This window comes from Acinetobacter sp. CFCC 10889, from assembly GCF_003268395.1.
Taxonomy (GTDB): domain Bacteria; phylum Pseudomonadota; class Gammaproteobacteria; order Pseudomonadales; family Moraxellaceae; genus Acinetobacter.
On sequence record NZ_LQXQ01000029.1, the window covers coordinates 14,385 to 40,502 of the forward strand.

Annotated in this window: 27 protein-coding genes and 1 pseudogene; 24 read left to right on the forward strand and 4 right to left on the reverse strand. The window is 38.2% G+C overall.

The features are described 5' to 3' along the window. The first annotated feature begins 96 nt into the window (after nucleotides 1-96). Genes AVJ19_RS12170 through AVJ19_RS12190 form a run of 5 tightly spaced genes read left to right on the forward strand, consistent with a single transcriptional unit; the run spans nucleotide 97 to nucleotide 7,100 of the window. Nucleotides 97-930, forward strand: a complete 834-nt coding sequence (locus tag AVJ19_RS12170) for a C39 family peptidase (RefSeq protein ID WP_111859964.1) — start codon at nucleotides 97-99, stop codon at nucleotides 928-930. Between the two features lie 48 nt (nucleotides 931-978). After that, complete coding sequence (locus AVJ19_RS12175) at nucleotides 979-2,187, forward strand: hypothetical protein (protein WP_111859965.1); 1,209 nt, start codon at nucleotides 979-981, stop codon at nucleotides 2,185-2,187. Nucleotides 2,188-2,199: 12 nt separating this feature from the next. Then, nucleotides 2,200-3,864, forward strand: a complete 1,665-nt coding sequence (locus tag AVJ19_RS12180; RefSeq protein ID WP_111859966.1) for an OmpP1/FadL family transporter — start codon at nucleotides 2,200-2,202, stop codon at nucleotides 3,862-3,864. Between the two features lie 29 nt (nucleotides 3,865-3,893). Then, complete coding sequence (gene filE / locus AVJ19_RS12185) at nucleotides 3,894-5,141, forward strand: putative pilus assembly protein FilE (protein WP_228203358.1); 1,248 nt, start codon at nucleotides 3,894-3,896, stop codon at nucleotides 5,139-5,141. Nucleotides 5,142-5,153: 12 nt separating this feature from the next. Continuing rightward, on the forward strand, nucleotides 5,154-7,100 hold the full coding sequence (locus tag AVJ19_RS12190) for a hypothetical protein (RefSeq protein WP_111859968.1): 1,947 nt from the start codon (nucleotides 5,154-5,156) through the stop codon (nucleotides 7,098-7,100). A gap of 72 nt (nucleotides 7,101-7,172) precedes the next feature. Here AVJ19_RS12190 and AVJ19_RS12195 read toward each other — a convergent pair whose 3' ends face one another. Continuing rightward, a complete protein-coding gene (locus tag AVJ19_RS12195; protein WP_111859969.1) occupies nucleotides 7,173-7,721 on the reverse strand; it encodes an NUDIX hydrolase in 549 nt (182 codons plus the stop codon). 125 nt (nucleotides 7,722-7,846) lie between these two features. Here AVJ19_RS12195 and AVJ19_RS12200 point away from each other — a divergent pair. From AVJ19_RS12200 to AVJ19_RS12240, 9 genes and pseudogenes are all read left to right on the forward strand, one after another. Further along, nucleotides 7,847-8,460 (forward strand): annotated as a pseudogene (locus AVJ19_RS12200) (CoA pyrophosphatase). 51 nt (nucleotides 8,461-8,511) lie between these two features. Beyond that, nucleotides 8,512-9,042 carry a gamma carbonic anhydrase family protein gene (locus AVJ19_RS12205; RefSeq protein ID WP_111859970.1) on the forward strand — a complete coding sequence of 177 codons (531 nt, stop codon included), beginning with the start codon at nucleotides 8,512-8,514 and terminating at the stop codon, nucleotides 9,040-9,042. Nucleotides 9,043-9,183: 141 nt separating this feature from the next. Beyond that, on the forward strand, nucleotides 9,184-9,849 hold the full coding sequence (gene tsaB / locus AVJ19_RS12210; RefSeq protein ID WP_111859971.1) for a tRNA (adenosine(37)-N6)-threonylcarbamoyltransferase complex dimerization subunit type 1 TsaB: 666 nt from the start codon (nucleotides 9,184-9,186) through the stop codon (nucleotides 9,847-9,849). Between the two features lie 15 nt (nucleotides 9,850-9,864). Beyond that, nucleotides 9,865-10,689, forward strand: a complete 825-nt coding sequence (locus AVJ19_RS12215; protein ID WP_111859972.1) for an undecaprenyl-diphosphate phosphatase — start codon at nucleotides 9,865-9,867, stop codon at nucleotides 10,687-10,689. After that, the gene (locus tag AVJ19_RS12220) at nucleotides 10,683-11,486 is read left to right on the forward strand and encodes a class I SAM-dependent methyltransferase (protein WP_111859973.1); all 804 of its coding nucleotides are present in this window, start codon (nucleotides 10,683-10,685) and stop codon (nucleotides 11,484-11,486) included. Before AVJ19_RS12215 ends, AVJ19_RS12220 begins: the two co-directional genes overlap by 7 nt. A 136-nt stretch (nucleotides 11,487-11,622) precedes the next feature. Further along, entirely contained in the window at nucleotides 11,623-13,044 is a 1,422-nt protein-coding gene (locus tag AVJ19_RS12225) for a C13 family peptidase (RefSeq protein WP_111859974.1), read from the forward strand. A 10-nt stretch (nucleotides 13,045-13,054) separates the two neighbouring features. Further along, nucleotides 13,055-13,888: an S-formylglutathione hydrolase gene (gene fghA / locus AVJ19_RS12230; RefSeq protein ID WP_111859975.1), complete on the forward strand. Its 834-nt coding sequence runs from the start codon at nucleotides 13,055-13,057 to the stop codon at nucleotides 13,886-13,888. Between the two features lie 162 nt (nucleotides 13,889-14,050). Beyond that, nucleotides 14,051-15,154 carry a YjgN family protein gene (locus AVJ19_RS12235; protein WP_111859976.1) on the forward strand — a complete coding sequence of 368 codons (1,104 nt, stop codon included), beginning with the start codon at nucleotides 14,051-14,053 and terminating at the stop codon, nucleotides 15,152-15,154. 20 nt (nucleotides 15,155-15,174) lie between these two features. Further along, nucleotides 15,175-16,269: a M48 family metallopeptidase gene (locus AVJ19_RS12240; RefSeq protein WP_111859977.1), complete on the forward strand. Its 1,095-nt coding sequence runs from the start codon at nucleotides 15,175-15,177 to the stop codon at nucleotides 16,267-16,269. A 71-nt stretch (nucleotides 16,270-16,340) separates the two neighbouring features. Here the strand turns inward: AVJ19_RS12240 and AVJ19_RS12245 are convergent, their stop codons facing one another. After that, nucleotides 16,341-16,619 (reverse strand): DUF2218 domain-containing protein, encoded by a 279-nt coding sequence (locus AVJ19_RS12245; protein ID WP_111859978.1) that lies wholly within the window; start codon nucleotides 16,617-16,619, stop codon nucleotides 16,341-16,343. Nucleotides 16,620-16,808: 189 nt separating this feature from the next. On the opposite strand from AVJ19_RS12245, the gene rpe reads away from it, so the two are divergent. From rpe to AVJ19_RS12290, 9 genes are all read left to right on the forward strand, one after another. Next, complete coding sequence (gene rpe / locus AVJ19_RS12250) at nucleotides 16,809-17,495, forward strand: ribulose-phosphate 3-epimerase (protein ID WP_087553695.1); 687 nt, start codon at nucleotides 16,809-16,811, stop codon at nucleotides 17,493-17,495. 424 nt (nucleotides 17,496-17,919) lie between these two features. Then, the gene (locus AVJ19_RS12255) at nucleotides 17,920-18,411 is read left to right on the forward strand and encodes a hypothetical protein (protein WP_228203359.1); all 492 of its coding nucleotides are present in this window, start codon (nucleotides 17,920-17,922) and stop codon (nucleotides 18,409-18,411) included. 54 nt (nucleotides 18,412-18,465) lie between these two features. Continuing rightward, nucleotides 18,466-20,325 (forward strand): copper resistance system multicopper oxidase, encoded by a 1,860-nt coding sequence (locus AVJ19_RS12260; RefSeq protein ID WP_111859980.1) that lies wholly within the window; start codon nucleotides 18,466-18,468, stop codon nucleotides 20,323-20,325. Further along, nucleotides 20,312-20,665 (forward strand): hypothetical protein, encoded by a 354-nt coding sequence (locus tag AVJ19_RS12265; protein WP_111859981.1) that lies wholly within the window; start codon nucleotides 20,312-20,314, stop codon nucleotides 20,663-20,665. The genes AVJ19_RS12260 and AVJ19_RS12265 overlap by 14 nt, the downstream gene beginning before the upstream one ends. Beyond that, complete coding sequence (locus AVJ19_RS12270) at nucleotides 20,652-21,587, forward strand: copper resistance protein B (protein ID WP_111859982.1); 936 nt, start codon at nucleotides 20,652-20,654, stop codon at nucleotides 21,585-21,587. Before AVJ19_RS12265 ends, AVJ19_RS12270 begins: the two co-directional genes overlap by 14 nt. A gap of 236 nt (nucleotides 21,588-21,823) precedes the next feature. Beyond that, nucleotides 21,824-22,141, forward strand: coding sequence for a quaternary ammonium compound efflux SMR transporter SugE (sugE, locus tag AVJ19_RS12275; RefSeq protein WP_087513771.1), 318 nt, complete (start codon nucleotides 21,824-21,826; stop codon nucleotides 22,139-22,141). 79 nt (nucleotides 22,142-22,220) lie between these two features. Continuing rightward, the gene (sugE, locus tag AVJ19_RS12280) at nucleotides 22,221-22,538 is read left to right on the forward strand and encodes a quaternary ammonium compound efflux SMR transporter SugE (RefSeq protein ID WP_068974872.1); all 318 of its coding nucleotides are present in this window, start codon (nucleotides 22,221-22,223) and stop codon (nucleotides 22,536-22,538) included. 25 nt (nucleotides 22,539-22,563) lie between these two features. After that, a complete protein-coding gene (locus tag AVJ19_RS12285) occupies nucleotides 22,564-23,046 on the forward strand; it encodes a methylated-DNA--[protein]-cysteine S-methyltransferase (protein ID WP_111859983.1) in 483 nt (160 codons plus the stop codon). 35 nt (nucleotides 23,047-23,081) lie between these two features. Continuing rightward, nucleotides 23,082-23,747, forward strand: a complete 666-nt coding sequence (locus tag AVJ19_RS12290; RefSeq protein WP_111859984.1) for a nuclease-related domain-containing protein — start codon at nucleotides 23,082-23,084, stop codon at nucleotides 23,745-23,747. Nucleotides 23,748-23,780: 33 nt separating this feature from the next. On the opposite strand, the gene AVJ19_RS12295 is transcribed toward AVJ19_RS12290, so the two are convergent. Further along, nucleotides 23,781-24,245: a hypothetical protein gene (locus AVJ19_RS12295; RefSeq protein ID WP_111859985.1), complete on the reverse strand. Its 465-nt coding sequence runs from the start codon at nucleotides 24,243-24,245 to the stop codon at nucleotides 23,781-23,783. 272 nt (nucleotides 24,246-24,517) lie between these two features. Further along, a complete protein-coding gene (locus AVJ19_RS12300; protein WP_111859986.1) occupies nucleotides 24,518-25,285 on the reverse strand; it encodes a hydroxymethylpyrimidine/phosphomethylpyrimidine kinase in 768 nt (255 codons plus the stop codon). A 101-nt stretch (nucleotides 25,286-25,386) separates the two neighbouring features. On the opposite strand from AVJ19_RS12300, the gene AVJ19_RS12305 reads away from it, so the two are divergent. Then, nucleotides 25,387-26,043, forward strand: a complete 657-nt coding sequence (locus AVJ19_RS12305; protein ID WP_111859996.1) for an HAD-IA family hydrolase — start codon at nucleotides 25,387-25,389, stop codon at nucleotides 26,041-26,043. The last annotated feature ends 75 nt before the right edge of the window (nucleotides 26,044-26,118 follow it).

The following is a 26,118-nucleotide window of genomic DNA, read 5'->3' on the forward strand; positions in this document are numbered from 1 at the left end:
GGGTATCTTAAAGACACACGGAAGTAGAGTGTTCACTCTAAAAATAAAATTAACACTTCGGGCAGTTTATTGCCGATACTTGAATAGTTTAAAAATATGTTAGAGATTACTTTAGGTTCGGCATTAATTTACTATTTTGCCAGCCACGCATTAGACATAAAAGAAAAACCTACCGATGCTGTGTATTATACAGAGCTCGCTGATCCTCGTAATGCTTCTTTTACTCGAAATCATCGTGAAATGGTGCAAGTGAAGCCGGCCTTGGAAAATCAATTTCGAGGTATTGTTCGCCAAGCCTACGATTATAGTTGTGGTTCTGCTGCTTTAACGACCCTATTGAATGGTTATGTTGGAACAAGCCTAACGGAACAGCAAACGATGGAAGGTTTATTACGCTATGGCGAATATAATCGAATCGTTGAGCGACGTAGTTTTTCTTTATTAGATATGAAACGTTTTGTGACTGCAATTGGTTTTGATAGTGGTGGTTATAAGGGTGAGTTTTCAGATTTAATTAAGCAACAACAACCAGCGATTGTGCCAATTTCTTATGCAGGTTTTAAACATTTTGTTGTTTTTAAAGCATATAAGGATGGTCGAGTGTATGTTGCTGATCCTGCTTTAGGAAATATTAGCTTTGACCAAGAGCGCTTTAAAGAGATTTGGGAAAATAATACTTTATTCTTAATTAATGTGCCTGCAGATCAGAAAAAAGATTATTTAGCATTACAAGATGCAGATTTAAGGCATGTTGAGGATGCAACAATTAATAGATATGCTTTGGTTGATACACAATACTCATATGATTATATGAATAAAATCGCTGATAAAGCATCTACGATGCGTCGAGTAATTGACCATGATGATAACTCTGATACTAAAGGTCAGCCAATTACATCATTCATGCGACTATATTATAAACGTAAGTAAAAGCAGATTAGAAAAAATCGAATAATCACACTTTTAGGTAGGAATAAAATGAATAATCATTGGATGAGACGAACTTTACTAGCTGTTAGTATTCAACTTGCGATCGGTGGAGTATATGCAGCTGAAACTTCTGAAAATGTAACAGATACAACTGAAGCAGTACAAGATGCTAGTCAAGTTGTAGAAGAGGCTGTAACTACAGAGACCGTAGTGCCTGCTGTAAATACAGAAGCTCAGGTAGCATCTTCAAGTCAGGCTGTAGAAATTGATAAAGATGCTACACCTTCCTTAGTTCCATCTGCGGGTTCGCAAGCGGCAAATGCTTTACAGCAAAAAGAAGGTGATGCAACTCAAGAAACCAATTTACAAGAAGTATTTACTTCTAATGAGCGTCAATATTCATTGATTAAAAAAGGCGAAATTTCAGCATTTTATGATTTAGATTATTCATATTATCGTGATCAACAAATCAATGCTGCATTGAATGATGGTGATCTGTACCAACTTCGTGTGGATGAGGATGCGAGTCATACGATTACAAATACATTTACTGCACAGTATGGTGTACTTGATAATTTAACTTTTAGTGCTTCAGTGCCTTTTGTTGCAAAGTCTGACAATATCAAAGATACAACGGCAGCAGGTTTGGGCGATATTAACTTTGGTGCACGTTGGGAGCCATTTCCTTTAAAAGCAGGACGTTTACCTCTCATTTTATTTGGTAATCTTTCGACGAAAACAGGCGATAGTCCTTACGAAATTAATCCAACAACAGATCTATCTACAGGTAAAGGCTATTATTCTGTTGGTGTTGGTGCAAGTACTCGTAAATATATTGATCCAGTTGTTTTGTTTGCTTCGATTTCAGGAAATTATGGCTTTAAAGAAACGGGTTTAAATCAAATCCGTGGTGGTGGTGATGAAGGTCCACGTATTTTAGATGAGTTCGAACCAGGGATTACAGGTGGTTTCTCATTTGGTTTCGCATATTCCTTTAACTATGATGTTTCGATGACAATGTCATATCAGCAAACATTTAATACCAATACTTCATTCACCTATACAAATGGTGAGTCATATAAGGCTGCTGACCAATCGAGTGGTATGTTCTCCATTGCTTTAGGTGTACGTGTATCACCTGAAACGATTGTAAATGGTACTTTGGGCATAGGTCTGACAGAAGATTCACCTGATATTTCTTTAGGTTTATCATTCCCACTAGATATTTTAGGTTTTGGTAAGAAAAAAGCGAGCTAATGGAGAGCTGGTATGAAATATCCACGCTTACGCCCGTTAGTGACCGCAATTTTTTTAACGGGCTGTTCGACGCAAGTTTTTGCACATCTGGGCTTAAACTTATCTGTTGATATTCGTTCTTTGTCTATGGGAAATGCAGTGACTGCAGATCCGCCAGGGATTAGTGCAATTCACTTTAACCCAGCAGCATTGACGAAATTGAAAGGTTTACAAACTGATGTACAGGTGATTGTGGCAAACTTTGATGTACAACGAGAGTTTTCCGCACCTGAAGGTTATAACGTTTTTGGTTATTCTGATGATCCTTTAATTTGTAATGATGCACCTGATAATCCGTCTAATCTTTGTACAGATTATAAAGATTCAGTGAAAGGTGATGTGGAATATGCAAGTTTATATGTTCCTATTTTAAAGAAAGTGGTTGATTTGGGTGCAGGTTGGCCAGTTTTAGCACCTACAGGCGGGATTTCATATAACCCACCTGGTTCAAAACTGACTTATGCAACAGCAGTTTATGCCCCTATGGTTGCAGGTTTTGGTTCAGAGAATGGCAATGCTGGAAATTTTATGGGGCAACAGGTTGCGATTGAACGTATTACTTATTTATCACCTTCGATTGCTTATGAAGTCAATGATGAGCTTTCAATTGGTGCTTCGGTAGGTATGTCTTATAACGCTGTGGCGTTAAAAACAGATTTACGTTTCCCGAATGAAATGGTCGGGGTATTGCGCATGGTGGATGAAGCCGTTTGTGCACCTTTTAGAGAAAATTCTAACGTTATTACAGATTTGCTGTTATTTGGTCTATGTAATGCCAATGAAGCAGTAAGCCCTTTTAATAAATTTGCAGCAATGGAAGTCTCTTTGGAGCAGAGTTTAAGTCCAAGTTATAACTTAGGTGTACTTTGGGAACCGACTGAAGAGTTTGGTTTTGGTATGGTCTATCAAAGTGCTGCAAAAATGCGTATGAAAGGGAAGTATTTTATTGAGACTGCCAATGCGCCACGTGAGTTAATTAAAGGTTTAAATTCATCAGCAACAGGTCAGATTTTAGCTGCGATTTTAGGTTTTCCAGGCTATATTCCACCAACAGAATCAGGTTTAATTGCGATGGATTTGGAATATCCAGCGCATTTCCAAGCGGGTATTAAATATAAAGTAATGCCTGATTTACAAGTGAACTTTGACTTAGGTTGGACAGATTTTAAAGCGTGGGAGAAATTCCAATTTGAGTTTGATCGTCAAATCTCAGCACTTAAAATTGCCAAATTGCTTTCGAATGAAGTTACAGACAGTTCATTATCCATTCCTTTAGGTTTTAAGTCACCTTGGAGTTGGGGGATCGGGGTTGAGTATTCAGCAACAGATCGTTTAAAACTTCGTGCGGGTTATGAACCACGTGCAAGTGCAATTCCGAATGATAAACGTAATACTTTGGTGCCAATTAACAATGCACAATTGTTTGGTCTAGGTTTAGGGTATCGTTTTGATGAGGATACAGATATTGATTTATCTGTGGGTTTTTTACGTAGCCGAGACAATATTCCTGCAAATACCAGTAGCATGTCGAATAAAACGGGTGTAGATAATATTTTATTAAATCCTTATGCCGGTTTGGATGTGAAAACCAATACTAAAGTGACCATTTTAGGTTTGAATTATAGAACAAGATGGTAAAGTCATTGCAGAATAAGGGAATAGGCAGCATGAGATTAAGTTTAATATGTTTAGCAATGAGTATTGTACCTATCACTTATGCTGCTAATTTCTATACGATTATTGGACCTGATGGACGACCTATTGTCGTCCAAAAACCAATTGAAACTGAGAAAAAAGAAAAAGTTAAAGCCCAGTCTGAGCAAAAGAATAATGCTACAACACCAGAAATAGCAGTAAAAGTGCAACCTCAAGTTACTTCACCTATAGTTGCTGCAAAACCGATGGAACAGCAGAAAGCTTTAGAATCTGTGTCTGAAAATACTTCAAAAAATATAAAGCCAAGTGATCAGAACGTTGATATTGGAGTTTCTGTAACCACAGTTAAAAAACAAGAACAACAGAAACCCGTAGAAATAGAGACTCACCAGATTGCACCTAAAGCACAAATTCAAGTACAACCACAAGCACAGAAAATACTTGAAGCAACAAAAGAAAAGTCTGAATCTGAAGCTGCATCAGTTTTAGTCCCTAAACAAATTGTGCAACAAGGGGCAAAAACAACAGATGACATTCAAAAAGTTGAAGAGACAGCAAAGACAAATCAAAATATTACTGAAATTGATGGTGTTAAATACGTCAACAATGAATATTTGGAAGATCGTGAGTTTAACCTAGAAGGTAAAAAACGTTTTTATGTGATGCCTGAAACTGGTGCAATGGCAGGTGGGCGTTTTGAAACGGTTGAGCGACAAAAGGGGTTAAGTAAAAGTCTTCTTGATAGAATTCGTCAACCTAAGCCTGTAGCGAATAAGGCAATAGCACTCGCAACAACATATTATCGACTACCTAAAGAAGAAGTTGTGCAAACTTTAGAGCAAGCGTGTTTTACAGGTAAAAAAATAGAAAAAGCCAAAACAATGTCGATGAAAAATCAAGAAGTGAGTTTTTTCCCAGTTGCACCAATCAAAGAAAATTTCGCCTATGAAGTGGTTAAATTAGAGCCAGAGATTCAAAATATTTTATTTGCCTCATTTGCTTCTTCACAGAAAAAACCGAGTTATTACTGGCCTTTGGCAGTATTTTTAGATGAAAAAGGCTGTGTTGTCGAAGGCGTGAGTGGATTTAAAAATGAAGAGCAAAATGAAAGTGCAACACATTACGCTTCACTTGAAGGTGTACTTAAAAAACCAGATTCAGCACGTTATTTATTTATGACACCACTATCAGAAGCGATTGATATTCAAAATCATGAATTAACAAATCAAGGACAAATTAAACTGAGTGTTATTCAGTAAGGATCATCAACAATGAACAAAAAAATTATATTGCCTTTTGCTTTAACGGGTTTAATGGCTGCCCTGACAGCATGTGGTGGCGGTGGAGAAAGTGTCACGATCCACGAAGATCCAAACAAAGGTGTTACGACTTCAACCAATGGTTGTGAAGATACAGCAGCAAATAAATGTCAATCTTTTGTGGTGGATTATCCAGTTGCGGGTCTAAATTTTGATTGTAGTAGTGATAAGAATAATCACTTTGTTACTGAGATTGTTAGTAGTGTCGCAATGGGTGCTTGTCCTTCTGGTGATAAAGTAAGTTTTTATATTCAAGGTGCTCAGTCTGCTAAAAAAATAGATCTAGGTACTGTGGACTTAGGCAAGATTCGTCCATTGAAAGTGAATAGTCAGCCAGCTCAAATTAGCTTGATGGATATGGCAAGTGGTTTAACAGGCAAAGGCATAAGCAGTGCAAATGCTAATGATGAAACCTTTAGGGTTCTCACTGCTCTTGTACGGGTACTGCAAACAGCAGGGATTAAACAAGATATAGAGGTTGTTGCGGGTGATATTCAACCTGTGACATTATCAAAAGACTTAAAAGAAGATTTAAAAAATATTAAGTCTGATATTGCAGCACAAAATTTTAAAGACAGTACTTATGTAGAGCTTATTAAACCATGGCTAGATGTTTCTGCAATTACAGAAACATCTGCACAACAAGCAGCTGATCGTTTAATTAAACAAAATCAAGTGGGTATTTATACTACAAACTTCTTAATTTTTAGTAGCTCAAATGTTGATATTCGTGGCTTTAGTGGTAAGAGTGCAAGCAATAGTAAAAAAGAAACTATTGCAAATATGTACTTGCTCACCACACGTCAAGGTTATAGCACAGGCTATGCTATTCAGTGGACGGGTGTGCCAACACAAAAGGATACGGGTACAGAGATAAGCAGTTCGATCTTAAAATATTTGTTATTGACTCAGGCAGAGCCGAAGAAATTAAACGCAGATGCTCAAGGTGCATTGTTGAGTCAATTTAATAATAAAGTGACAAAGCCTTTTATATTTAAAGCAGCAAATAGTACAACTGATAATTTGCAATTAACTCAAGGCGTTTTAATGAATGGTACCAATATTGCGGGTACTGAAGATATGTACAAGCGGGTTTTAAATACAGAGAAGGCACCAACTGATAAAACTGTATATGGTGAATGGCGTCAAACCCAAGGGACTGAAACCTTTACGGGAACGATTGATGTTTATAAATCAAATCCTGCAACTTATTTAACCAATAAAATTTTCCGTACAGTGAATACGGTGAAAACGGGACAGAAATATATTTTCCCATTGTATGCAAATATTATCTTTAACTTTAATGATAAAAGCATTGCCCCTGTGAAATTAGGTATTGTGATTGATGAGCATGGGGATATTCGTACCAATATTGGTCCAAATGCCACAGTGAATGATTTGACATCTAATCAATGTACAAATGTGAATGCTTCTACATATAAGGATGAAACAACAGGTGTTCAACAGTATAGAATTGGTACAACAGGTGCTGCGAACTACACTACAACTGATCCAGATAAATCGATCACCATTCGTATGATTTTAGCCAATCCAATTTTTGGTAATATTGATGGTGCTTTGGTCGGGCTAAATGATGCAATTGTCTACTTACCAGGTGAAACTGTTGGAACAGATAATACATTGACGCCAGGTGGTGTACGTTTGAATTTACAGCGTTTATTAAGTGATGAAACCACAGAGCGTGGTATTAATATCACAGGTTGGAATGGTGATCAGGCAACTACAGCACAATGGGCAAATATGCAGGCTGTTTATCAAAGCATTTATAATGCAGCCAATGAAGATAAAGTAAATGATGCACAAAAAGCATTAGCAAAACGTACTTTTGGTAGTTTAGGTGTTGAGTTACCAAGCTGTTATAAAATTCAAACCAAGTAATCTTCAATACATAGATAAAATAAAAAAACATCTTGCGAGATGGTTTTTTATGCTTTAAGGTTTTTTTTTAAATTAGCCTGTATGATCTAAACGTGTACCTAGAGTTTCTAAATGGGTAGGAAATTGGTTATTTTTACGATCTGCAAAATAATGACGCAAGGTCCGTTCTACACTTGGAAAAGCCAATTCATTCCAAGGAATATCTTTTTCTTCAAATAAACGACTTTCAATGGTTTCTTCACCTGCGCCAAAGTGCCCATCAATGATATTGCCTTTAAATAAGACATAGATTTGTCCAATTCGTGGAATATTGTACATACAATAGAGTTGTTCGATTTCGATCTCAGCTTCAGACTCTTCACGAGTTTCTCGTGCAGCACCTTGCTCCATGGTTTCAAACAATTCCATATAGCCCGCAGGGAGTGTCCATAAACCATAGCGTGGTTCTATTGCTCTGCGACACAGCAGAACTTTATCTCCCCAAAGTGCAAGTGCGCCACAAATTACTTTGGGATTGACATAATGAATCGTCCCACAATGGGTACAGACCTTTCTGACTTGATGATCACCCAAGGGAATTTTATCTATTGTTGTATGTCCACAGGCAGTACAAAAACGCATAGGCTTGCTTGAAGTAAAAAGATAACTCAGCATAACCGAATTTTAGTACTTTCGCATCATTTATAGCCTTATGTGTAAAATTTCATATATGATGGGAAAATAACAAAAACACTGAGAGAGGGTTTATGCAGGAGCAATTATTAACACAGGTATTGCAACAACGGTTACGTTTTGCGAAAAGGACTTATCCTGCTCAAGCTGCTGTATTAATCGCAATCACCCAAGAAAAAGATCCTAAAATTTTATTAACTCGGCGTTCAGTGTATTTAAAAAATCATGCTGGTGAAGTTTCATTTCCTGGAGGGAACGTGATCCGAATGATACCAGTAATATCGTGGTAGCTTTGCGTGAAGCATGGGAAGAAACGGCATTAAATCCATTTGAAGTGACTTTGTTAGGTGATTTACCTATGGAGCGGGCACGTAGTGGTATGACAGTTAAACCTGTAGTCGGTTTGATTCCACCAGATGTAAAACTGATTGCTCAACCTACAGAAATTGATCGTATTTTTTATGCACCACTGAAAAAGTTAATGGAGTCTCAACCGATTCCATATGAAGTACGTTTGGCACATCAATCAGTTTATTTTCCGAGTTTAAGAGTGGAAAATGAGATTGTTTGGGGTTTAACTGCACGTATTTTAATATCGTTATTTCAATATGGTTTGAATTATCAAAAAAATTGGCCATTCCTACTCAATTCACCCAATTTTCATTCTCAAATAAAAAATAAAAAATAGGATTTTGCGACAAGAATATTTACATAGAAACTTCACACAGGAATATTGCACATGATGTATAAATTTAAAGGACATGCACCAAGGGCTTTACATGTACCATTTGATGGTTGGATTGCGGACAATGCGACAGTGATTGGTCAAGTTGAGCTTGGACAAAAAGTCAGTATTTGGTTTGGTGCGGTGATTCGTGGAGATAATAGCTGCATTCGTATTGGAAATTTTAGTAATGTTCAAGAAAATGCTGTACTACATACCGATGCGGGTATTGATTTAAATATTGGGGAATATGTGACTATTGGGCATCAGGCGATGCTACATGGTTGTACGATTGGGGATAATAGCCTGATTGGAATCAATGCAGTAGTCTTAAATAATGCGGTGATTGGGAAAAACTGTATTGTGGGGGCAAATGCACTTGTTCCTGAGGGGAAAGTGATTCCTGATAATTCTTTGGTGGTAGGTTCACCTGCACGTGTAGTCAAAACCTTAGATGATCAAGCAGAAGTGCGTTTGAAAATGAGCGCAATGCATTATGCACAGCACTTTCAGGATTTTATAGATTTAGAAGAAGTGCATTTTTAATTTTCATTTTTAGTTCATTAAAGCCAAGTTGAAACTTGGCTTTTTTTGTATTTTGCATGTCAGAATCTGATTGGAAATAGTCGCATGAATGATATGAGTGGAGTATCATAGTCGACATTTTTAAGACTAATTAGGTTGTGCATGAAATTGCTGGCATTGGAAACTGCCAATGAGCAGTGTTCCGTTTCAATTGTTGATGAAACAAAAACACTTTTTTTTCAACTTGATACGCGAGCAAAGGCACAAACTCAAACCATTTTGCCGATGATTGAGCAAGGTTTTGCGCAAACTCAAACCCAAAATTCTGATTTAGCTGCTATTGCTTTTAGTCGTGGTCCAGGTTCTTTTAGTGGTGTGCGGATCAATGCCGCAGTCACCCAAGCTTTGGCTTGGGCAAACGATATTCCTGTGATTCCTGTGTCTACTTTGCAAGCTTTAGCTCAAGCGGCTTATCGTTTGTATGGTTTAGTTGAAGTGTCTGCTGTGTTAGATGCACGCATGAAAGAAGTCTATATGGCAAGTTTTCGTTTAGATGAAAATAACATTATGCAACTTGTAGACGAAGAAAAATTACTAGATTATCAGCAAGCTTCTGAGTATCAAAAATTTACCTTGGTGGGTTCTGGTTCATCTTTAGTTAAGGAAGATGCAGTAGAGTTCCAATCTGCAATTGCAAATGCTGAAGATATTGCAACACTTGCACGTCAACAAGCGCAACAAAAACAAGGGTTAAGTGCAGAACTTGCCTTACCTGTTTATTTGCGGGATGATGCGTGGAAAAAAATTCCAGACCAGGGTAAACCTTAATTTTTAGGATTGAATATGGATCTTTTACTGCTCTTAAAAGCAGCCATTATGGGGATCGTTGAAGGGATTACCGAATTCCTTCCCATCTCAAGTACAGGGCATTTAATTCTTGCTTCTGAATTCATGAACTTTTGGACCAAAGAAAAAAGTGATGTCTTTGTAATCGCAATCCAGATGGGAGCGATTGCTGCTGTTATTTATGAATACTGGACAAAGCTTTGGGGGGCAGCAACAGGATTAGTTTCTGGTGAGCCAAAAGGACGTCATTTAGGCATTAGTTTAATTCTTGCGTCTATTCCAATCATGTTGGTGGGGCTTACTCTTGGGCAACAAGTAAAAGCATACTTATTTAATGATATTTCCATTGCTTTAGGCTTAATCATTGGTGGTTTAATTATTTGGTGGGTAGAGAAAAACCCGCCTAAAGTCAATGCGGAAGAAGTTGAAAATATTTCCATTAAAGAAGCGATTTATATTGGTTTGATTCAAGTATTGGCTTTAGTGCCAGGAACATCTCGTTCAGGTGCAACCATTATTGGCGCAATGATGTTGGGTGTTTCACGTAAAGCAGCAACAGAGTTTTCATTCTTCTTGGGTATTCCTGTGATTGTAGGTGCAGGTATATTAGATTTGTATCAAAGCTATCATGTCTTTGAGGGAACACAGGATTGGGTGGTTTTGGCTTTTGGTACATTGGTGTCATTTGTATCCGCTTTAATTTTGATTCGTGTGTTAGTCGCTTATGTGGCAAAGCGTGATTTCATGGTGTTTGCTTGGTATCGGATAGCCTCAGGTTTGATTATTTTATTATTTGCATTAACAGGTTGGAAATTATGGTAAGCGAAATTCGCTTATTTACCGAAATTGCATATTTAGAGAAAGCACAGTCTTACCAGTCTGTGCTTTCTTTACGTGGAGTCGAGGTAAAGTTGGTGCAGATTGAAAAATTGAATGCACGATTTTTAAGATTAAATCCTGAAATCGCATTGTGTGTGGATGAAAATGGTCTATGGCTTTGTGCCAATGGCATGAAAATGCAGCCGGATTGGAATGCGGAAATTGCGCGTTTAAAACGTGCCAGTATCAAGTCGGAAATGATTGCAAGAGCATGTAATTTAGCAGAAAAACCCAAATTGATTGATGCAACCGCAGGACTTGGGCATGACAGCTTATTGATGGCGCATTTGGGTGCTGAGATTACTTTGGTTGAACGTCATCCGATTTTATTTACCTTACTTGAAGATTCCAAAACGCAAGCTGAGACCGATCCATTTCTGAGTCAAATTGTGGCTCGTATCCATTTGGTTTTTTCCGATTCACATGCATTTTTAGCACTGCAAAATCAAGAACAACATCATTTTGATGTGGTGTATTTAGATCCTATGTTTCCTCAACGTGATCAAAATCAGCAAGCCATAAAGAAACAAGCCCAAGTGAAAAAGCAAATGCAGCTCTTACATTTACTTTTACCTGAAGATGGAGAAATGGATTTGGGTGATCATCTTTTAGTCTTAGCTCAAGCGATTGCTAAGCGTGTTGTGGTAAAAAGACCAAGACTTGCTGTTTTTTTAAATAATCAGCAGCCTGATCATCAATGGCAAGGGGATGCTTGTCGCTTCGATGCATATTTTAACTGATGGCTTATGAGGAGTTTGGTAACTGCCTCAAAAAACATCAAAAAATTGTTATATAGTCTAAATACGCATTGATAATATTTTAAGCAAGCATAAACTAGCTGTGCTGATTTAAGCCACCTGCAATTACAGAATCTTTATGATAGACCTCAAACCTTCCATTAATTTTTGGCATGATTTAAAAAGTAATCAACGTGCAGGACTTTGGCTGTTTCTGGGATCACGTAAAGCATTACAAATCGTTAGACCTTCAATTTTACAGTTAATTTTCTGGGGAATTTTAGGTGGTTGTGCCAATACATTATTCAGTTGGTTGGTTGCAGGTGAGGGCGGTATTTTTAACCGACAAGGATTGATCAGTTACGCACTTTGGCCTTTTATTGCTTTGATTGTCGGAATTTTCTTATCCCAGCGTACTGAAAATCCTCGCTTAATGCTTGTACCCGCCTTATTGTGGTTGGTTTTAGATACACATATTGCATTTTTACAAAGTTTTATTCAGTTTTTGGGTTCTTTAGATTATTTACCCAATTTTAGCTATGACTATCTGCCTATTATTTTTATGGTGTTGTTTGTTTGGCAAAGTTTGGCTGTCGTTTGGGTTTTTGCGCGTGAGCTGCAATGGCCGTGGTGGGAACGTGCGCTGATTATTTTGGGAACATTGTTTACTTTGGTGGTGTGGCAAACTTCGATCCAAGATCAACCAATTTGGAAAGTTGAAGACATTCCACCAACATTTGCAGAAGATGCATTTTATGCACAAAGCACTGTGTTGAATAAAGCATTAGAGCAAGTGCAATATGGTGAATTTGCCCAAACCCATTGGTACTTTTTAGGCGTCGCAGGGGGAACTCAAGATGTCTTTAAGTATGAAATAGAACGGATTAAAGAACAATTTGATACGCGTTTTGGTACATTTGGACGTTCAATCGAGTTAATTAATAATCCTGAAACACGCACAACAATTCCATTAGCCTCTAAAACCAGTATGGAGCTTGCACTACGCCGTATTGGGCAGCAAATGAACCGTGAAAGTGATGTGTTATTTTTATACATGACTTCGCATGGCTTACAAAATCAGTTTGAAATGGAAAATGATCCATTAGACTTAGATGATGTTGACCCAAAATGGCTGCGTGATACTTTAGATAAATCGGGTGCACGTTGGAAAGTGATCGTGATTTCGGCATGTTATTCAGGGAGTTTTATTCCTGCGTTGCAAGCACCTGATACTTTAATCATCACTGCTTCAGCAGCAGATCGTGCATCTTTTGGATGTTCAAATGAAGCAGATTATACTTATTTTGGTCGGGCATTTTTTGATCAAGCAATGCGTGAGCAAACTTCACTAAAAGCTGTATTTCAACAAGCTTCTGAAACAGTTGCAAAATGGGAAAATGCACAAGGCTTTGAACCCTCTGAACCACAATGGGTGATTGGAAAAAATATTGAATTGGTATTGCCGCAGTTGGAACAACATTTATTTCCACAAGTGAACCAAGTAACAGCTACACCAGAAACAGTAATGCCGCCAAATAATCAAGCACTTGCTGAGCAATAAGGAATAGATAATGGAATTATTACAAAAAAATAAATGCTTTGAGGGTGAGCAACGCATTTATCAAATGGATTCAAAATATTTAAAACATCCAAGTAAATTTGGGGTGTTTGTACCACCACAAGCCACTACTCAGAAATGTCCAGCATTAATTTATCTTGCGGGTTTAACTTGTACTGAAGAAACTTTTGTGATTAAGGCACATGCACAACGTTTAGCAGCACAATTGGGATTGATTTTAATTACACCAGATACTTCACCACGTGGTGAAGATGTTGAACAAGGCGATTCATGGGACATTGGGCAAGGGGCAGGATTTTATTTGAATGCTACACAGCAACCTTGGGCTGAGCATTTTCAAATGGAATCTTTTCTGATTAATGAATTGTATCCATTGTTATTGCAAAAATTACCGATTTTAAATCAGAAAGTTGGAATTTTTGGGCATTCAATGGGTGGACATGGAGCATTAACCTTAGCATGGAAATATCCTGAGAAATTTAAATCTGTTTCGGCTTTTGCACCAATTTGTGCGCCAAGTGTATGTCCATGGGGTGAAAAGGCATTCTCAAATTATTTAGGCGATGACCAAGCTGAGTGGGCAAAGCATGATGCAACACAGTTGGTTTTAGTCAAAGGTGCATTATTTAATGAAGTACTGATTGACCAAGGTGTTAATGATCAATTTTATAGTCAGTTACATCCTGAAGCTTTACAAAAAGCATGTCATCAAGTCGGGCAAAAACTGACTTTGCGCATGCATGATGGTTATGATCACGGATATTTCTTTATTCAAACTTTTGTGGATGAGCATTTACAGTTTCATGCTACACAATTGCAAAAGTAATAAAAATAATGTCGAGTAATGTGGCTTTAGAGACATTGCTCGAACAAAATGTAGGCTATTTATTTTCATTAAAAAACGCTATACACTGAATTTGTTAAAAGTGAAAAATACAGTTTTACAATGGTCTTTATGATTCTGACATATTAAAAATAAGAGAAAATGATGCAAGAGCAAATACCACCACCATTTCCAAGTCAGGGTGGTTTAAGCCTGACCAAAAATACAGATATCTCATCTGAACATATCGAACCCACGCCACAATTTTCACAAGTGCATCGTTTCAAATTTCATGGCGATGCAATGGAGTATTTTGGCATTTGGATCGTGAATATCTTACTCACCATTGTCACACTGAGTTTATATGCACCTTGGGCTAAAGTCCGCCGTTTACGTTATTTTTATGGTAATACTGAATTTTTTAGACGGCGTTTTGACTTTACAGGTATACCGAAAAAAATCCTTATTGGTCGTTTGATTGCTCTTGGGATTTATGGGGCAATTTCAGTGGTTTCACAGTACTCGATTACTGCTACACTGATTGGCTTTCTTGTTCTTTATTTGGCAGTTCCTTGGTTGATTCGTGCCACACTGCGTTTTACCGCACGGAATAGTAAATATGCCAATAGCCGTTTTTATTTTGCAGGGACAACCAAAGAAGCCTATAAAGTCTTTTTAAAATGTATCGGCATTTATATTATCAGCTTAGGTGTATTTTATCCTGTGTTGATTTGGTTGTATAAACGTTATTGTATCAATAATTTATATGCAGGTCAGTTAAAATTTGAACTGCAAGCTGATTGGCCAGATTATATGCGTGCGGTATATATCCCGATGTTTATGTTTATGGGCATTATGTTTGTTGCTGGAATTTTTGGTGGGATATTAGGGAGTTTATCTAGCCCTGAGGTGTTTGTTGTTATTATTGGACTTGCTTATATCGTAGGTGGATTATTCGTTTTCCCATTAATTAGCGCACGTACTTTTATCACCACATGGAATAATACGGTGATTGGGAATAGTAAATTTGCCACAGACTGCAACCAATGGCGTTTTGCATGGATTGTGGGCAGTAATTGGGTTGTTAAAATTTTGTCTTTAGGTCTCATGTCTGCTTGGGCTGCAATCCGTATTCATCGTTATAAAGTAGATTCTCTTAGCCTTACTCTACTTGATGATCCTAATCAGATGATGAATTTAGCACAAAGTGATCATAGTGCGTTGGCAGAAGAAATTAGCGATATTTTTGACATAGATGTTTCACTTTAATTGAATGAGCTGAAAACCATATGACACAATCTGTACAGGTCATTTTTTATGATGGTGTGGTGTCAAAACCCCACCAAGCTCAAATTTTTTCTGTAGATGAGCAGACGATACAGGTGCGTTATGGTGATCATCAGCAAGTCGTCAAACAGTATCGTTATGCGGATATGCAGTTGATTGGAGCTTTGGGGCAACTTAAACCAGCGATCGAGTTACATGATGATGCTCGTATTGAGTTTTTGGATGATTTACCAGAATGGTTTCATTTAGAAAGTAAAAAAGTCTATAGTTCGATTTGGAAACTTGAACGTTCTCCTACGTTAATTATATTTAGTGTGGTTTTTGTGGTGTTTTTTGGCTTTGCCTTAGTGAAATGGGGGATTCCAACAGCTTCACATTATATTGCTTATCAATTGCCTGAAAACAGCATGGAACGTTTAGGTGATGAAGCTGAAAATTATCTGAATAAGTATTATACAGAACCAAGTCAATTGGCAAAAGGACAGCAAGAACAGATTCGTAAGCAGTATATTGAAAAAATTGCAGAAGGTCGCCCTGCAAGAGTATTGTTTAGAAAGGGTACTGGTTTAGGTGCAAATGCTTTGGCATTGCCCAATAATACTATTATTGTCACAGATGAATTGGTTGAACTTGCACATAGTGATCAGGAGATTTTAGGTGTACTGGCGCATGAGCAAGGGCATTTGATTGAGCGTCATAGCTTACAGCAAGGCTTATCGAGCTTGGGAATGAGTGCATTGTATATTGCGATTACAGGGGATAGTTCTGACCTTTTTAGTTCACTGCCTGCGGCAATGTTGAGTGCAAAATATTCTCGTAAATTTGAACAACAGGCGGACTTATATGCTTTAAAACTCATGGATCGGAAAGGCATAGAAGTTACACATTTCGCTAATTTCTTACAGCGTTTAAATGAGGAATATGAAAAAGAAAATAGCGAGACGGATAAAGAAAACTCTGAAAAAGCACAAAAAAATACGGATGAATCGAAAGAAGGTTCAAAGCTAGATCGTATTTTTGAAGTATTTGAATCACATCCTGCCATAGACGAACGGATTCAAATGGTACGTGATTTTGAAAAACAGCAGAAAAAATAACGCTATTTGAAGGCGTTGCTTTAAGTGGCTATTTTATTCTGCAATCCAACATCGCAACATCGAGTGAGGTTTTAAGCTTGATGTTGCCACTCCACCGTAAATTCTTGCTGTGCCATTCGATTTAAATGTTCAACAATCACATGCTGTAAATGAGCATCATCTTCTTGCGTGGTCTCTAATTCGACAATAAGACCATCTATGTGTGGACGTAAAATCACAGTCGCATCAGGCATGAAAATACTGAATTGCTCATCTGTTTCAGCCACTTCAAATTTGTGTTTCCAATGATTCAATAAACGTTTGGCAATGCGTTTTGCATCATCAGTTTGAATAGTTGTATTGCTTTTCATTCTCATTTACTCCTGAGCCCACTTAAAACTAGCAAAAAAATATGGCTCAGGCTGTTATTTAAATAGAACGCTTCGTTGCATTATTGCAATGCCAATCATGGCTTGGACGATTTATCGCAGGCTTTCAGCAAAGTTCAGTTAGAAATTTGCTATAATTGAGAAAATCCATATTTCAAGCCAGGTTGATCCATGTCCAAGCCATTTTTAATTGCACCCTCTATTTTATCTGCTGATTTTGCTCGTTTGGGTGAAGAGGTTGACAATGTATTAGCCGCAGGTGCAGATGTTGTGCATTTTGATGTGATGGATAACCACTATGTACCGAACTTAACTTTTGGTGCTGGTATATGTAAGGCATTGAAAAAATATGGTATTCAAGCACCAATTGATGTGCATCTCATGGTTTCACCTGTAGATCGTATGATCGGTGATTTCCTCGAAGCAGGTGCGGATATTATTACTTTCCATCCTGAAGCAACACATCATATCGATCGTTCTTTGCAATTGATCAAAGATGGTGGCGCAAAAGCAGGTTTAGTTTTTAACCCTGCAACACCTTTGCATTACCTGGACTATGTTTTAGACAAAGTTGATCAAGTACTGTTGATGAGTGTGAACCCTGGTTTTGGTGGGCAAAAATTCATTCCTGGCACTTTGGATAAATTACGTCAGGCACGTAAAATCATTGATGCCTCAGGTCGTGATATTCGTTTGGAAGTCGATGGTGGCGTAACACCGGCCAATATCCGTGAAATTGCAGAAGCGGGTGCAGATATGTTTGTGGCAGGTTCAGCGATTTTTGGTAAGCCTGATTATAAAGCGGTGATTGATGAAATGCGTGCTGAATTGGCATTGGCAGGTTCACAGAAGGCTTAGACTTTTACACAATAATATGGATAAAATTGTGGATAAGTTTGAAGATAACTATATGGATAACTGTGTAGATAAGCTTGCTGATAAACTGTTTATAGTTTAAGCAAAATAAGATCAATTGCTTATGACTTATACAAAATAAGTTTAAAAAGAGTCCAAACGGGCTCTTTTTTTAATTTAAATATCAAGAAAATTGCTGTTTTATTTTTAATCTGTATTTTACAAACATGCTGTTTGATTATTAGGCGCTAAATACTGACAGGATAAGCGGTTGATGATTTTTCATTGGCATAATTTACTTTATAAATGATTTTGTATGAATACAGTTTTAGACTTTAAATATGTATTGAATGTCATTGCGCTATTTGCTACTCCTCAAATTATTGGGTATGCTAAAACAAGTTAATTCTCACTTGATTGATGGATCATGTTCACACAACTCTGCAAACAGGCTTGGTTTGTTTGTCTTATGGTTTTTGCCATAGGGTGGAGTGGTGTATCTGTTGCTTCTGTAAAAACCATGCAGATCAGTATGCAAATGCAACATCAAGAGATGCAACTGAATCAAACCCAAAATCTGCAAAATACACACCATGCAACGCTGATGCAAAATATGTCAGTACAGGATATGAAGCAGCATTGTGCAGATTTGGAAGCGCAGAATCAGCAGAACGATGACTCTGAACAGAATCTAACGGATTGTCATAAGCAACTGATTCAATCTCAGCACATACAACATGCGGATTGTCAAAACTGTGCTTTATTCTCCTGTCAGTCCTCAATTGTTTGGTTCAATACTGACATTCCAAAATTGAGTGTTCCGCAAGATCATCTCGAACAAAATCCTCTACAAATTCATTACCAAGCACAGCATCTCGCAGGGCATTGGCAAGAAATTCTACGTCCTCCAAAAGCTTAACCAATTTCCCGAAGCATTATTTTTTTAAATAAATTCAGAAATTAAGGTTGAGTTATGTCTATTCAATTTTCAAAAGGCATCGTCGTCGCTGTTGCTTTATTCTCGTCTACTTGGGGCTTTGCAGCAGTCAAGGAATATCATCTGACCATTGATGAAGGAATGGTCAATGTCACAGGTAAATCTCTAAAACGCATTACTGTAAATGGTCAGTTTCCTGCGCCTTTGCTCGAATTTGAGGAAGGTGATGATGCAGTCATTCATGTACATAACAATTTAAAAAATCAGGATTCTTCGATTCATTGGCACGGCTTGTTATTACCTGGTTTGATGGATGGAGTACCAGGATTTAACGGTTTTAATGGCATTAAACCGAAAGGCGATTTTGTCTATAAATTCAAAGTGCGTCAAAGCGGAACTTACTGGTATCACGCGCATTCCAAAGGTCAGGAACAGGACGGTTTATACGGTGCTTTGGTGATTTATCCAAAGGACAAGAAACCACTTTCTGAGCATGAAAAAACTGAGCGTGACTATGTGGTGATGCTGTCGGATTTCCATGAAAAAACCAGCGACCAGATTCAAAAAGACCTGAAAATTTCCGCTGAATATTATCAGGATCAGCGTGAAACTTTGGGCGATGTGTGGAAGCAAGTGAAACGTGATGGTTTAAAAGCCACTTGGTCTGATCGCAAAATGTGGAATCAGATGCGCATGTTAAAAACCGACATGTCTGATGTCACGGGTTATACATTCCTGATCAATGGTAAAACGCCTGAGCAGAACTGGACAGGCATGTTTAAGCCGAATGAAAAAGTGCGTCTGCGTTTTATCAATGCCTCTGCGATGTCATTCTTTGATGTGCGCATTCCAAACCTGAAAATGACAGTGGTCGGTGCAGATGGTCAGCCTGTGAAACCTGTACCTGTGGATGAGTTCCGTATTGGTACGGCAGAAACTTACGATGTCGTGGTTGAGCCAAAGACAGGGCATTATCAGATCGAAGCAGAGTCGATTGACCGTTCAGGTTTTGCCATTGGCACATTGCACAATGAATTGACGCCACAATCGCATGGTATTCACATGCCACAAGCACGTCCTCGTGCCATTTTAACTATGGATGATATGGGGCATGGTACTGAACATGCAGGTATGGATCATTCAAAAATGGATCATTCACAGATGAACCACGGTGCAATGCAAAGTATGGATCACTCAAAGATGAATCATGGTGCAATGCAAGGCATGGATCATTCGAAGATGGATCATGGCGAAATGCAGGGGATGGATCATTCACAACATCAAATGCCTGCAGCAAAAACAGCGCAAAAATCTGATGCAGTTGTAGAGGGCTGGGCAAATGCTGCAACGCCACAAGGTGATAAAGCTCTGCAATACAGTGATTTAAAATCGTTAACCCCACAGTCTGATACCCGTGAAGCGACAAGTGAATTGGTTGTTCGTTTGGGCGGTACGATGGAGCGTTATATCTGGACAATTAATGGTAAAAAATTCAGCGATGCAGAGCCATTAAAAGTGAAATATGGCGAGCGCATCCGAATCAAATTTATCAATGACAGCATGATGGCACATCCAATGCATTTACATGGCATGTTTATGCAACTGGAAAATGGTCAGCCTGCGGTGGATATGCCGAACAAACACACCATCGTTGTGCCACCTGCCAAAACTGTGACGGCACTACTCACTGCGGATGAATTGGGTGAATGGGCAATTCACTGTCACCTGTTGTATCACATGAGCGCAGGCATGATGAATAAATTGATCGTTGCCAATGTTTCAGAGGGTGAAACGACCACGACACCAATTCAAAAAAATACTTCAAATAGCCAAACAAGTAATGTAGATAAAAGCAGCAATGCAGTACAGCAAGGAGATCAACATGCACATCACTAAGTTATTTTCAAAAGCTGTATTGCTAAGTTCGCTATTTTTAATCAGTGCTTGGACGATGGCACATGAAGGACATACACATGGTATGCAACATGCTGAACATCAGCATATGCCGAACCATCAAATGCCAAATCAGCAAATGCCACAAGGTCATGTGGTGAGTCATGCAACCATGTCAGAAGCAGAATGTACACAACATCGTCAGGGTGAGCATGCGCATATGAGCAATGCTGAACATGTAACACATTGCAAAACAGCTCAACCTAAAAATCAAGCGGATCAAAAAGGCTCAACTGATACGAAAAGCCAAGACTTAAAAGGAGATAATCATGCACATCATTAAGTTATTTCCAAAAACAGTATTGGCAAGTTCGTTATTTTTAGTCAGTGCTTGGGCTGTGGCACATGAAGGGCATCATTCAGATACATCGACTGAAACCCAAACGACAGCGATGCCTGCAATGAACCATTCACAGATGAATCATGAAAATATGAATCACGCATCTATGAATCATGGCGCAATGGATCATTCACAACATCAGCAAAAAGCAGTTTCTGCTACAGATCACACTGCCCATCAAGGGCATGATCACCGCAAAGAACACGGTGCGCAAATTTATGCGGTGACCACCGTAGATAATAAATGGTTGCTCAATGAAGATGGCAAGGGTGCTTTAAAGTCTGAAATAGAAACTCGAATTGGGACAGATGAAAATAAGATTTTCCTGAAAGCGCATATCGATAAGCATGAATCACACGATGCTGAATATGACTTTAAAATGCTCTACAGTCGCATGATCTCTGATTTTTGGGATGCACAGATTGGTGCACGCTATCGTGTGGAAAAAGTTGAACGTGATCAGAGAGGTACTGATACAGAAGAAAAACTGGATGGTGTGATTGGCTTGCATGGTATGGCACCGTATTTTTTTGAAACCGATGCTTATCTCTATGTAGGTGAGGACAATTATTCAGGCTTTAGTCTGGAAACTGAACGTGATTTATTGCTGACGCAGAAGTTGATTTTTCAACCGTATTTGAATGTCGATGTCGTATTTTCAGACGAGTCTAAATATGCCAAAAAATCAGGTCTGAGTGGCGTGACAGCAGGTATTGAAACCCGTTATGAGATCAGTAAAAAAGTCATGCCGTATATTGATATTGCTTATGAATATTCAAAAGGTAATGATGCAACGCCGTGGCAAGTGGAAAGCGATTCTGAAAAGGGTTGGCTTTATGGTGCAGGGGTCAGGTTTAAGTTTTAAACCTGAACTTTGATGTTTTAAATAATGTACTATTTTAGGGCTTTTATAATTAAAGCCCTAATTTTTATAGGTGTATTTTGGGTCAAGTTTTGTAAATCATGCCCAAATATGTCGCAAATAAGTTAGTATTTAATCATTCAGTGGAGGAACGACCTCCCTTAGTGCTTTATTTCTAAAAACTGCACCAAGAAAAATCGTCAGGACGACCTGACTCTAATTAAAATTTGGAGGTCGTCATGGCTTGGATCGTTCTTATTTTTGCAGGTGTCTTTGAAATCGTTTGGGCATATACCATGAAAATGTCCGAGGGTTTCACCAAGCTCACACCGAGCATTATCACTATATTTTTCATGATCTTAAGTTTTGGTCTTTTGGCGTATGCGATGAAAACATTGCCGTTGGGGACTGCCTATACCATCTGGACAGGAATCGGCGCGATTGGTTCATTTCTGGTCGGGATCTTTATTTTAGGTGAGCCAACCTCTGCCATGCGTATGCTTGCTGCGGTTTTGATCATTTCAGGTTTGGTATTGATGAAACTCTCATCTTCATAAGTTTCTAAATTTAAATCAATTTTCGAACAGTAAGGTTGAAGCATTCACCTTACTGTTTTTCTGATGTGAGGAATAGATTATGGCTTGGGCATTATTGATTGTTGCAGGTTTGTTGGAAGTGGTTTGGGCATACTGTATGAAAGTGTCTGACGGTTTCAGCAAACTGACACCAAGTATTTTGACCATTGTTTTTATGATCGCAAGTTTTGCATTATTGTCCTATGCCATGAAAACATTGCCACTCGGTACAGCATATACCGTATGGACAGGCATTGGTGCGATTGGGTCATTTGCAGTCGGGATATTTTTCTTAGGTGAACCTGCATCGGCTATGCGTATGTTGGCTGCGGTTTTAATCATTTCTGGGTTAATATTGATGAAACTCTCATCATCTTAATGCGTATTGGTTCAAGGAGAAGTCGATGAAACTGTCTTTTATGGAAATGGCTTCTCCTGTTGGTCAGCTCAAGTTGGTTGCGACTGAAACTGCTTTGGTCGCTGTACTTTGGGAAAATGAAAATCCCAATCGTGTTCGTTTGGCAGAGTTGATTGAAAATAAACAACATTCAGTTTTGCTCGAAACACAAAAGCAGTTGAATGAATACTTTGCAGGGCAACGTCAGGTTTTTGATTTGCCTTTAGATTTTGAGGGCACTGAGTTTCAGCAAAAAGTTTGGCAAGCGTTGTTGACCATTCCTTTTGGTGAAACCCGTAGTTATAAACAGATTGCAGAACAGGTTGGTAATGTCAAAGCTGTTCGTGCGGTGGGCGCTGCTAATGGTAAAAACCCGATCTCGATTATTGCGCCGTGTCATCGGGTTGTTGGTGCAAATGGCAAGTTAGTGGGCTTTGCAGGAGGGTTGGAGAATAAGGATATTCTTTTAAAAATTGAGAAATTACAATAAACTAGACTTAATTATTGATAATATTAAAATTTTAAATGAATACATCACAAATGTTAGCACCACTTTTTTCGCAATTGTGGTGGATGATTCCATTATTCCTGATTGTTGGGGCAATCAAAGCATTTAAGCCTTTTCTAAAAGGGAAAATGGGTGAGTTTGCCGTCAGCGCGCATGTAAAATTGTATCTGGATAAAGAAAAATACACTTTGCTGAATGACTGTACTTTGCCTGATGAACAAAATCAGACTACACAAATAGATCATATTTTATTGAGTCCGTATGGCATTTTTGTCGTTGAAACCAAGAATTATAAAGGTTGGATTTTTGGTGGAGAGCGTCAGAAAACATGGACACAGAAAATTTATAAAAAATCTTATAAATTTCAAAATCCATTACATCAAAACTATAAACATCAAAAGGTTTTAGAAAATATTTTGGCTGATATTGTTGATCCTGTGTTGATTCATTCAGTCGTAGTTTTCATGCCTGATTGTGAGTTTAAAACACAAATGCCGAGTAATGTTTTTCGTGGCGCAGCTTGGACAGATTATGTCAAAGGCTTTCGAGATGAAGTGATTCCATCGACAAAACTGAAACGAATTCAACTCAGAATCGAAAAAGAAGTGTTGGAAAAGTCTTGGAAAACCAATCGTCAGCATGTACAGAATTTGAAAGACAGTCATGCAGATAAAACCGTTTGATTAAAACTGGCTTAGTGATTAAGAAGCTACTTCTTAATCAAGCAAATATTTGACTTTGTCCAATGACGTGGTCTTTTGCTTTTTCAACTCTTTATCTGCAAACTCATAAATACTTTTTTCATGATTCAGCACATATTCAAAAAACATTTGAGTATCCTGATCTGCATGTTTGCATAAGCGTTCAAAGGCTTGCATAAAAGGCTGTGTACCATCTTTAAGTAAAAACATTGCCAATTTCCACGGCATTTTAGCCAATGCAAAACCTGTGGCATTACCTTGTGCTTTGATATGTAAACGAGATGTGGCTTTTAAGTTATTCTGCTTTAAAAATTCCTGAAAACGCTCAAGGGTCTGGGTTTCCAAAGCTGACAAAGCCAACCATTTTTGCTTATGTTCTTCAGACTTGGTGTATTTTGCCGCAGTAAGAAAAACAGCTTCACCAAAGATTTCAGACTCTAACAGTTTATTCAGATCATCTTGATATTGTGGGTAATTCATCTGTCATTCCTTTTCATTTATTTTGATCTTAACTTTGTCTCTGCAACTTTTTATTCGCTGTGATCAGCTTTGAATCGTAGATAAAAAATATTTTAGAGTAATTACTCTAATTTTGAAAGTGTTATGAGACAAATAGCGAAATATAAGAAGGACTTTAATTCTTTGTATTTATTCAAGTGATTAAAAAATTACTAACTTGAACCTAAATTAATAATGAAAGCTCCTTCTCCCTTTGGGAGAAGGTTGGGATGAGGGATTAAAAGCAATTCAACTCAAAACCGCTTTGGAATTTTCTGACCACCTTCCACAGGTGTTTCAGCATTTTTTAACACACCAAATAACCATGTTTCAGCATGATTGACAGCAACGGGTAATGCATCTCCCAAAGCCAAACGACCCGCAATAAAACTTGCCAATGAACAGCCTGAACCGTGATATTCACCCTCTAAACGCGGGCATTTAGTTTCTGAAACCATTTCACCATTCACATAAAGTGCATTGCGGATATAGTCAGGTGTATCTTCATGTCCGCCTTTGACTAGAACTGCTTTTGCACCCATTTCAAACAGTTTTGCTGTGGCTTTATCGAGGTCTTGCTCACCTGTTAACGCACGAAGTTCAACCGTATTTGGGGTTAAAACAGTTGCCAAAGGAATCAGTTCTACAAAGGCTTTGACTAAGGTTTCCTGATTGCCCAATGAGCCACCACTGTTTGCCACTAAAACAGGATCAAGGACATACAGATAATCCGAATGTTCACGTAAAAATTCAGCCAAGGCTGCAATATTATCTGTAGTTCCTAACATGCCTGATTTAACCGCTTTAATCGGTAAATCTTTCACTACAGCATTGGCTTGCGCAAGTAATAATTCTTTAGAAGTCGCTTCAAAGCCAAAGACTTGTTGTGAGTTTTGAACAGTGAGGGCAGTGCAGGCGATGGCTGCATGTGCACCACTTTGACCAATGGCTTCAATATCTGCTTGCAAACCTGCGCCACCTGATGGATCAAGACCTGAAAAACACAATACAGTAGGGCGCACGATGATGTCCTTAAATTCACAAATTTGAGTTAGTATAGGCAACTTTAGCAAAACTCTCGACTGTAATTTTGCATCGCTTGAATTTAGTAAAAGGTAAATCTGTGCTTAAAAATATTTTGATTGATTTAGACGGAACTTTGACCGATCCAAAAGAGGGGATTACCACCTCTGCACGTTATGGTTTAAATAAAGTGGGTCATCCGATTCCTGACAGTGAAAATATTGATTGGATCATTGGTCCTCCATTAAAAGCGTCTTTGGCAAAATTGTTGAATGTCGATGTGAATAATGATTTGGCAGAACAAGCTTTGCTTGGATATAGAGAACGTTTTGCGGTGACAGGCTTGTATGAAAACCATGTGTTTGATGATGTCGCTTCGACGTTGGAAGCATTGAAAAATAAAGGCTATCGTCTATTTTTAGCCACGGCTAAACCCGAAATCTATGCACGTCAGATTCTGGATCATTTTGATTTACTCAAATACTTCGACTATCCCTACGGCAGTGAACTGACGGGTGAGCGTACCAATAAGGGCGAATTGATCGCTTATATTTTAGAGAAAGAGCAACTCAAGCCTGAAGAATGCTTGATGGTCGGTGACCGTGAGCATGATATTTTTGGTGCACGTAAAAATGACATTGAAACTATTGCCGTAGAATATGGTTATGGTTCAAAAGATGAATTGGATGAAGCGAAGCCAAAGGCGAGAATTGCAAAATTTGCTGAGATTTTAACGATATTAGACAGAAATATTTGAGAATAAAAAATGTCTATTTAGATTGAAGACATTCTCAATTTAACAAGCTGCTAAATCGGATTTAGCAGCTTTCAA

Coding starts and splice junctions, on each gene's coding strand:
- AVJ19_RS12170 (WP_111859964.1), top strand. CDS start 97: ATGTTAGAGATTACTTTAGGTTCGGCATTAATTTACTATTTTGCCAGC.
- AVJ19_RS12175 (WP_111859965.1), top strand. CDS start 979: ATGAATAATCATTGGATGAGACGAACTTTACTAGCTGTTAGTATTCAA.
- AVJ19_RS12180 (WP_111859966.1), top strand. CDS start 2,200: ATGAAATATCCACGCTTACGCCCGTTAGTGACCGCAATTTTTTTAACG.
- filE (WP_228203358.1), top strand. CDS start 3,894: ATGAGATTAAGTTTAATATGTTTAGCAATGAGTATTGTACCTATCACT.
- AVJ19_RS12190 (WP_111859968.1), top strand. CDS start 5,154: ATGAACAAAAAAATTATATTGCCTTTTGCTTTAACGGGTTTAATGGCT.
- AVJ19_RS12195 (WP_111859969.1), bottom strand. CDS start 7,721: ATGCGTTTTTGTACTGCCTGTGGACATACAACAATAGATAAAATTCCC.
- AVJ19_RS12205 (WP_111859970.1), top strand. CDS start 8,512: ATGATGTATAAATTTAAAGGACATGCACCAAGGGCTTTACATGTACCA.
- tsaB (WP_111859971.1), top strand. CDS start 9,184: ATGAAATTGCTGGCATTGGAAACTGCCAATGAGCAGTGTTCCGTTTCA.
- AVJ19_RS12215 (WP_111859972.1), top strand. CDS start 9,865: ATGGATCTTTTACTGCTCTTAAAAGCAGCCATTATGGGGATCGTTGAA.
- AVJ19_RS12220 (WP_111859973.1), top strand. CDS start 10,683: ATGGTAAGCGAAATTCGCTTATTTACCGAAATTGCATATTTAGAGAAA.
- AVJ19_RS12225 (WP_111859974.1), top strand. CDS start 11,623: ATGATAGACCTCAAACCTTCCATTAATTTTTGGCATGATTTAAAAAGT.
- fghA (WP_111859975.1), top strand. CDS start 13,055: ATGGAATTATTACAAAAAAATAAATGCTTTGAGGGTGAGCAACGCATT.
- AVJ19_RS12235 (WP_111859976.1), top strand. CDS start 14,051: ATGCAAGAGCAAATACCACCACCATTTCCAAGTCAGGGTGGTTTAAGC.
- AVJ19_RS12240 (WP_111859977.1), top strand. CDS start 15,175: ATGACACAATCTGTACAGGTCATTTTTTATGATGGTGTGGTGTCAAAA.
- AVJ19_RS12245 (WP_111859978.1), bottom strand. CDS start 16,619: ATGAAAAGCAATACAACTATTCAAACTGATGATGCAAAACGCATTGCC.
- rpe (WP_087553695.1), top strand. CDS start 16,809: ATGTCCAAGCCATTTTTAATTGCACCCTCTATTTTATCTGCTGATTTT.
- AVJ19_RS12255 (WP_228203359.1), top strand. CDS start 17,920: ATGTTCACACAACTCTGCAAACAGGCTTGGTTTGTTTGTCTTATGGTT.
- AVJ19_RS12260 (WP_111859980.1), top strand. CDS start 18,466: ATGTCTATTCAATTTTCAAAAGGCATCGTCGTCGCTGTTGCTTTATTC.
- AVJ19_RS12265 (WP_111859981.1), top strand. CDS start 20,312: ATGCACATCACTAAGTTATTTTCAAAAGCTGTATTGCTAAGTTCGCTA.
- AVJ19_RS12270 (WP_111859982.1), top strand. CDS start 20,652: ATGCACATCATTAAGTTATTTCCAAAAACAGTATTGGCAAGTTCGTTA.
- sugE (WP_087513771.1), top strand. CDS start 21,824: ATGGCTTGGATCGTTCTTATTTTTGCAGGTGTCTTTGAAATCGTTTGG.
- sugE (WP_068974872.1), top strand. CDS start 22,221: ATGGCTTGGGCATTATTGATTGTTGCAGGTTTGTTGGAAGTGGTTTGG.
- AVJ19_RS12285 (WP_111859983.1), top strand. CDS start 22,564: ATGAAACTGTCTTTTATGGAAATGGCTTCTCCTGTTGGTCAGCTCAAG.
- AVJ19_RS12290 (WP_111859984.1), top strand. CDS start 23,082: ATGAATACATCACAAATGTTAGCACCACTTTTTTCGCAATTGTGGTGG.
- AVJ19_RS12295 (WP_111859985.1), bottom strand. CDS start 24,245: ATGAATTACCCACAATATCAAGATGATCTGAATAAACTGTTAGAGTCT.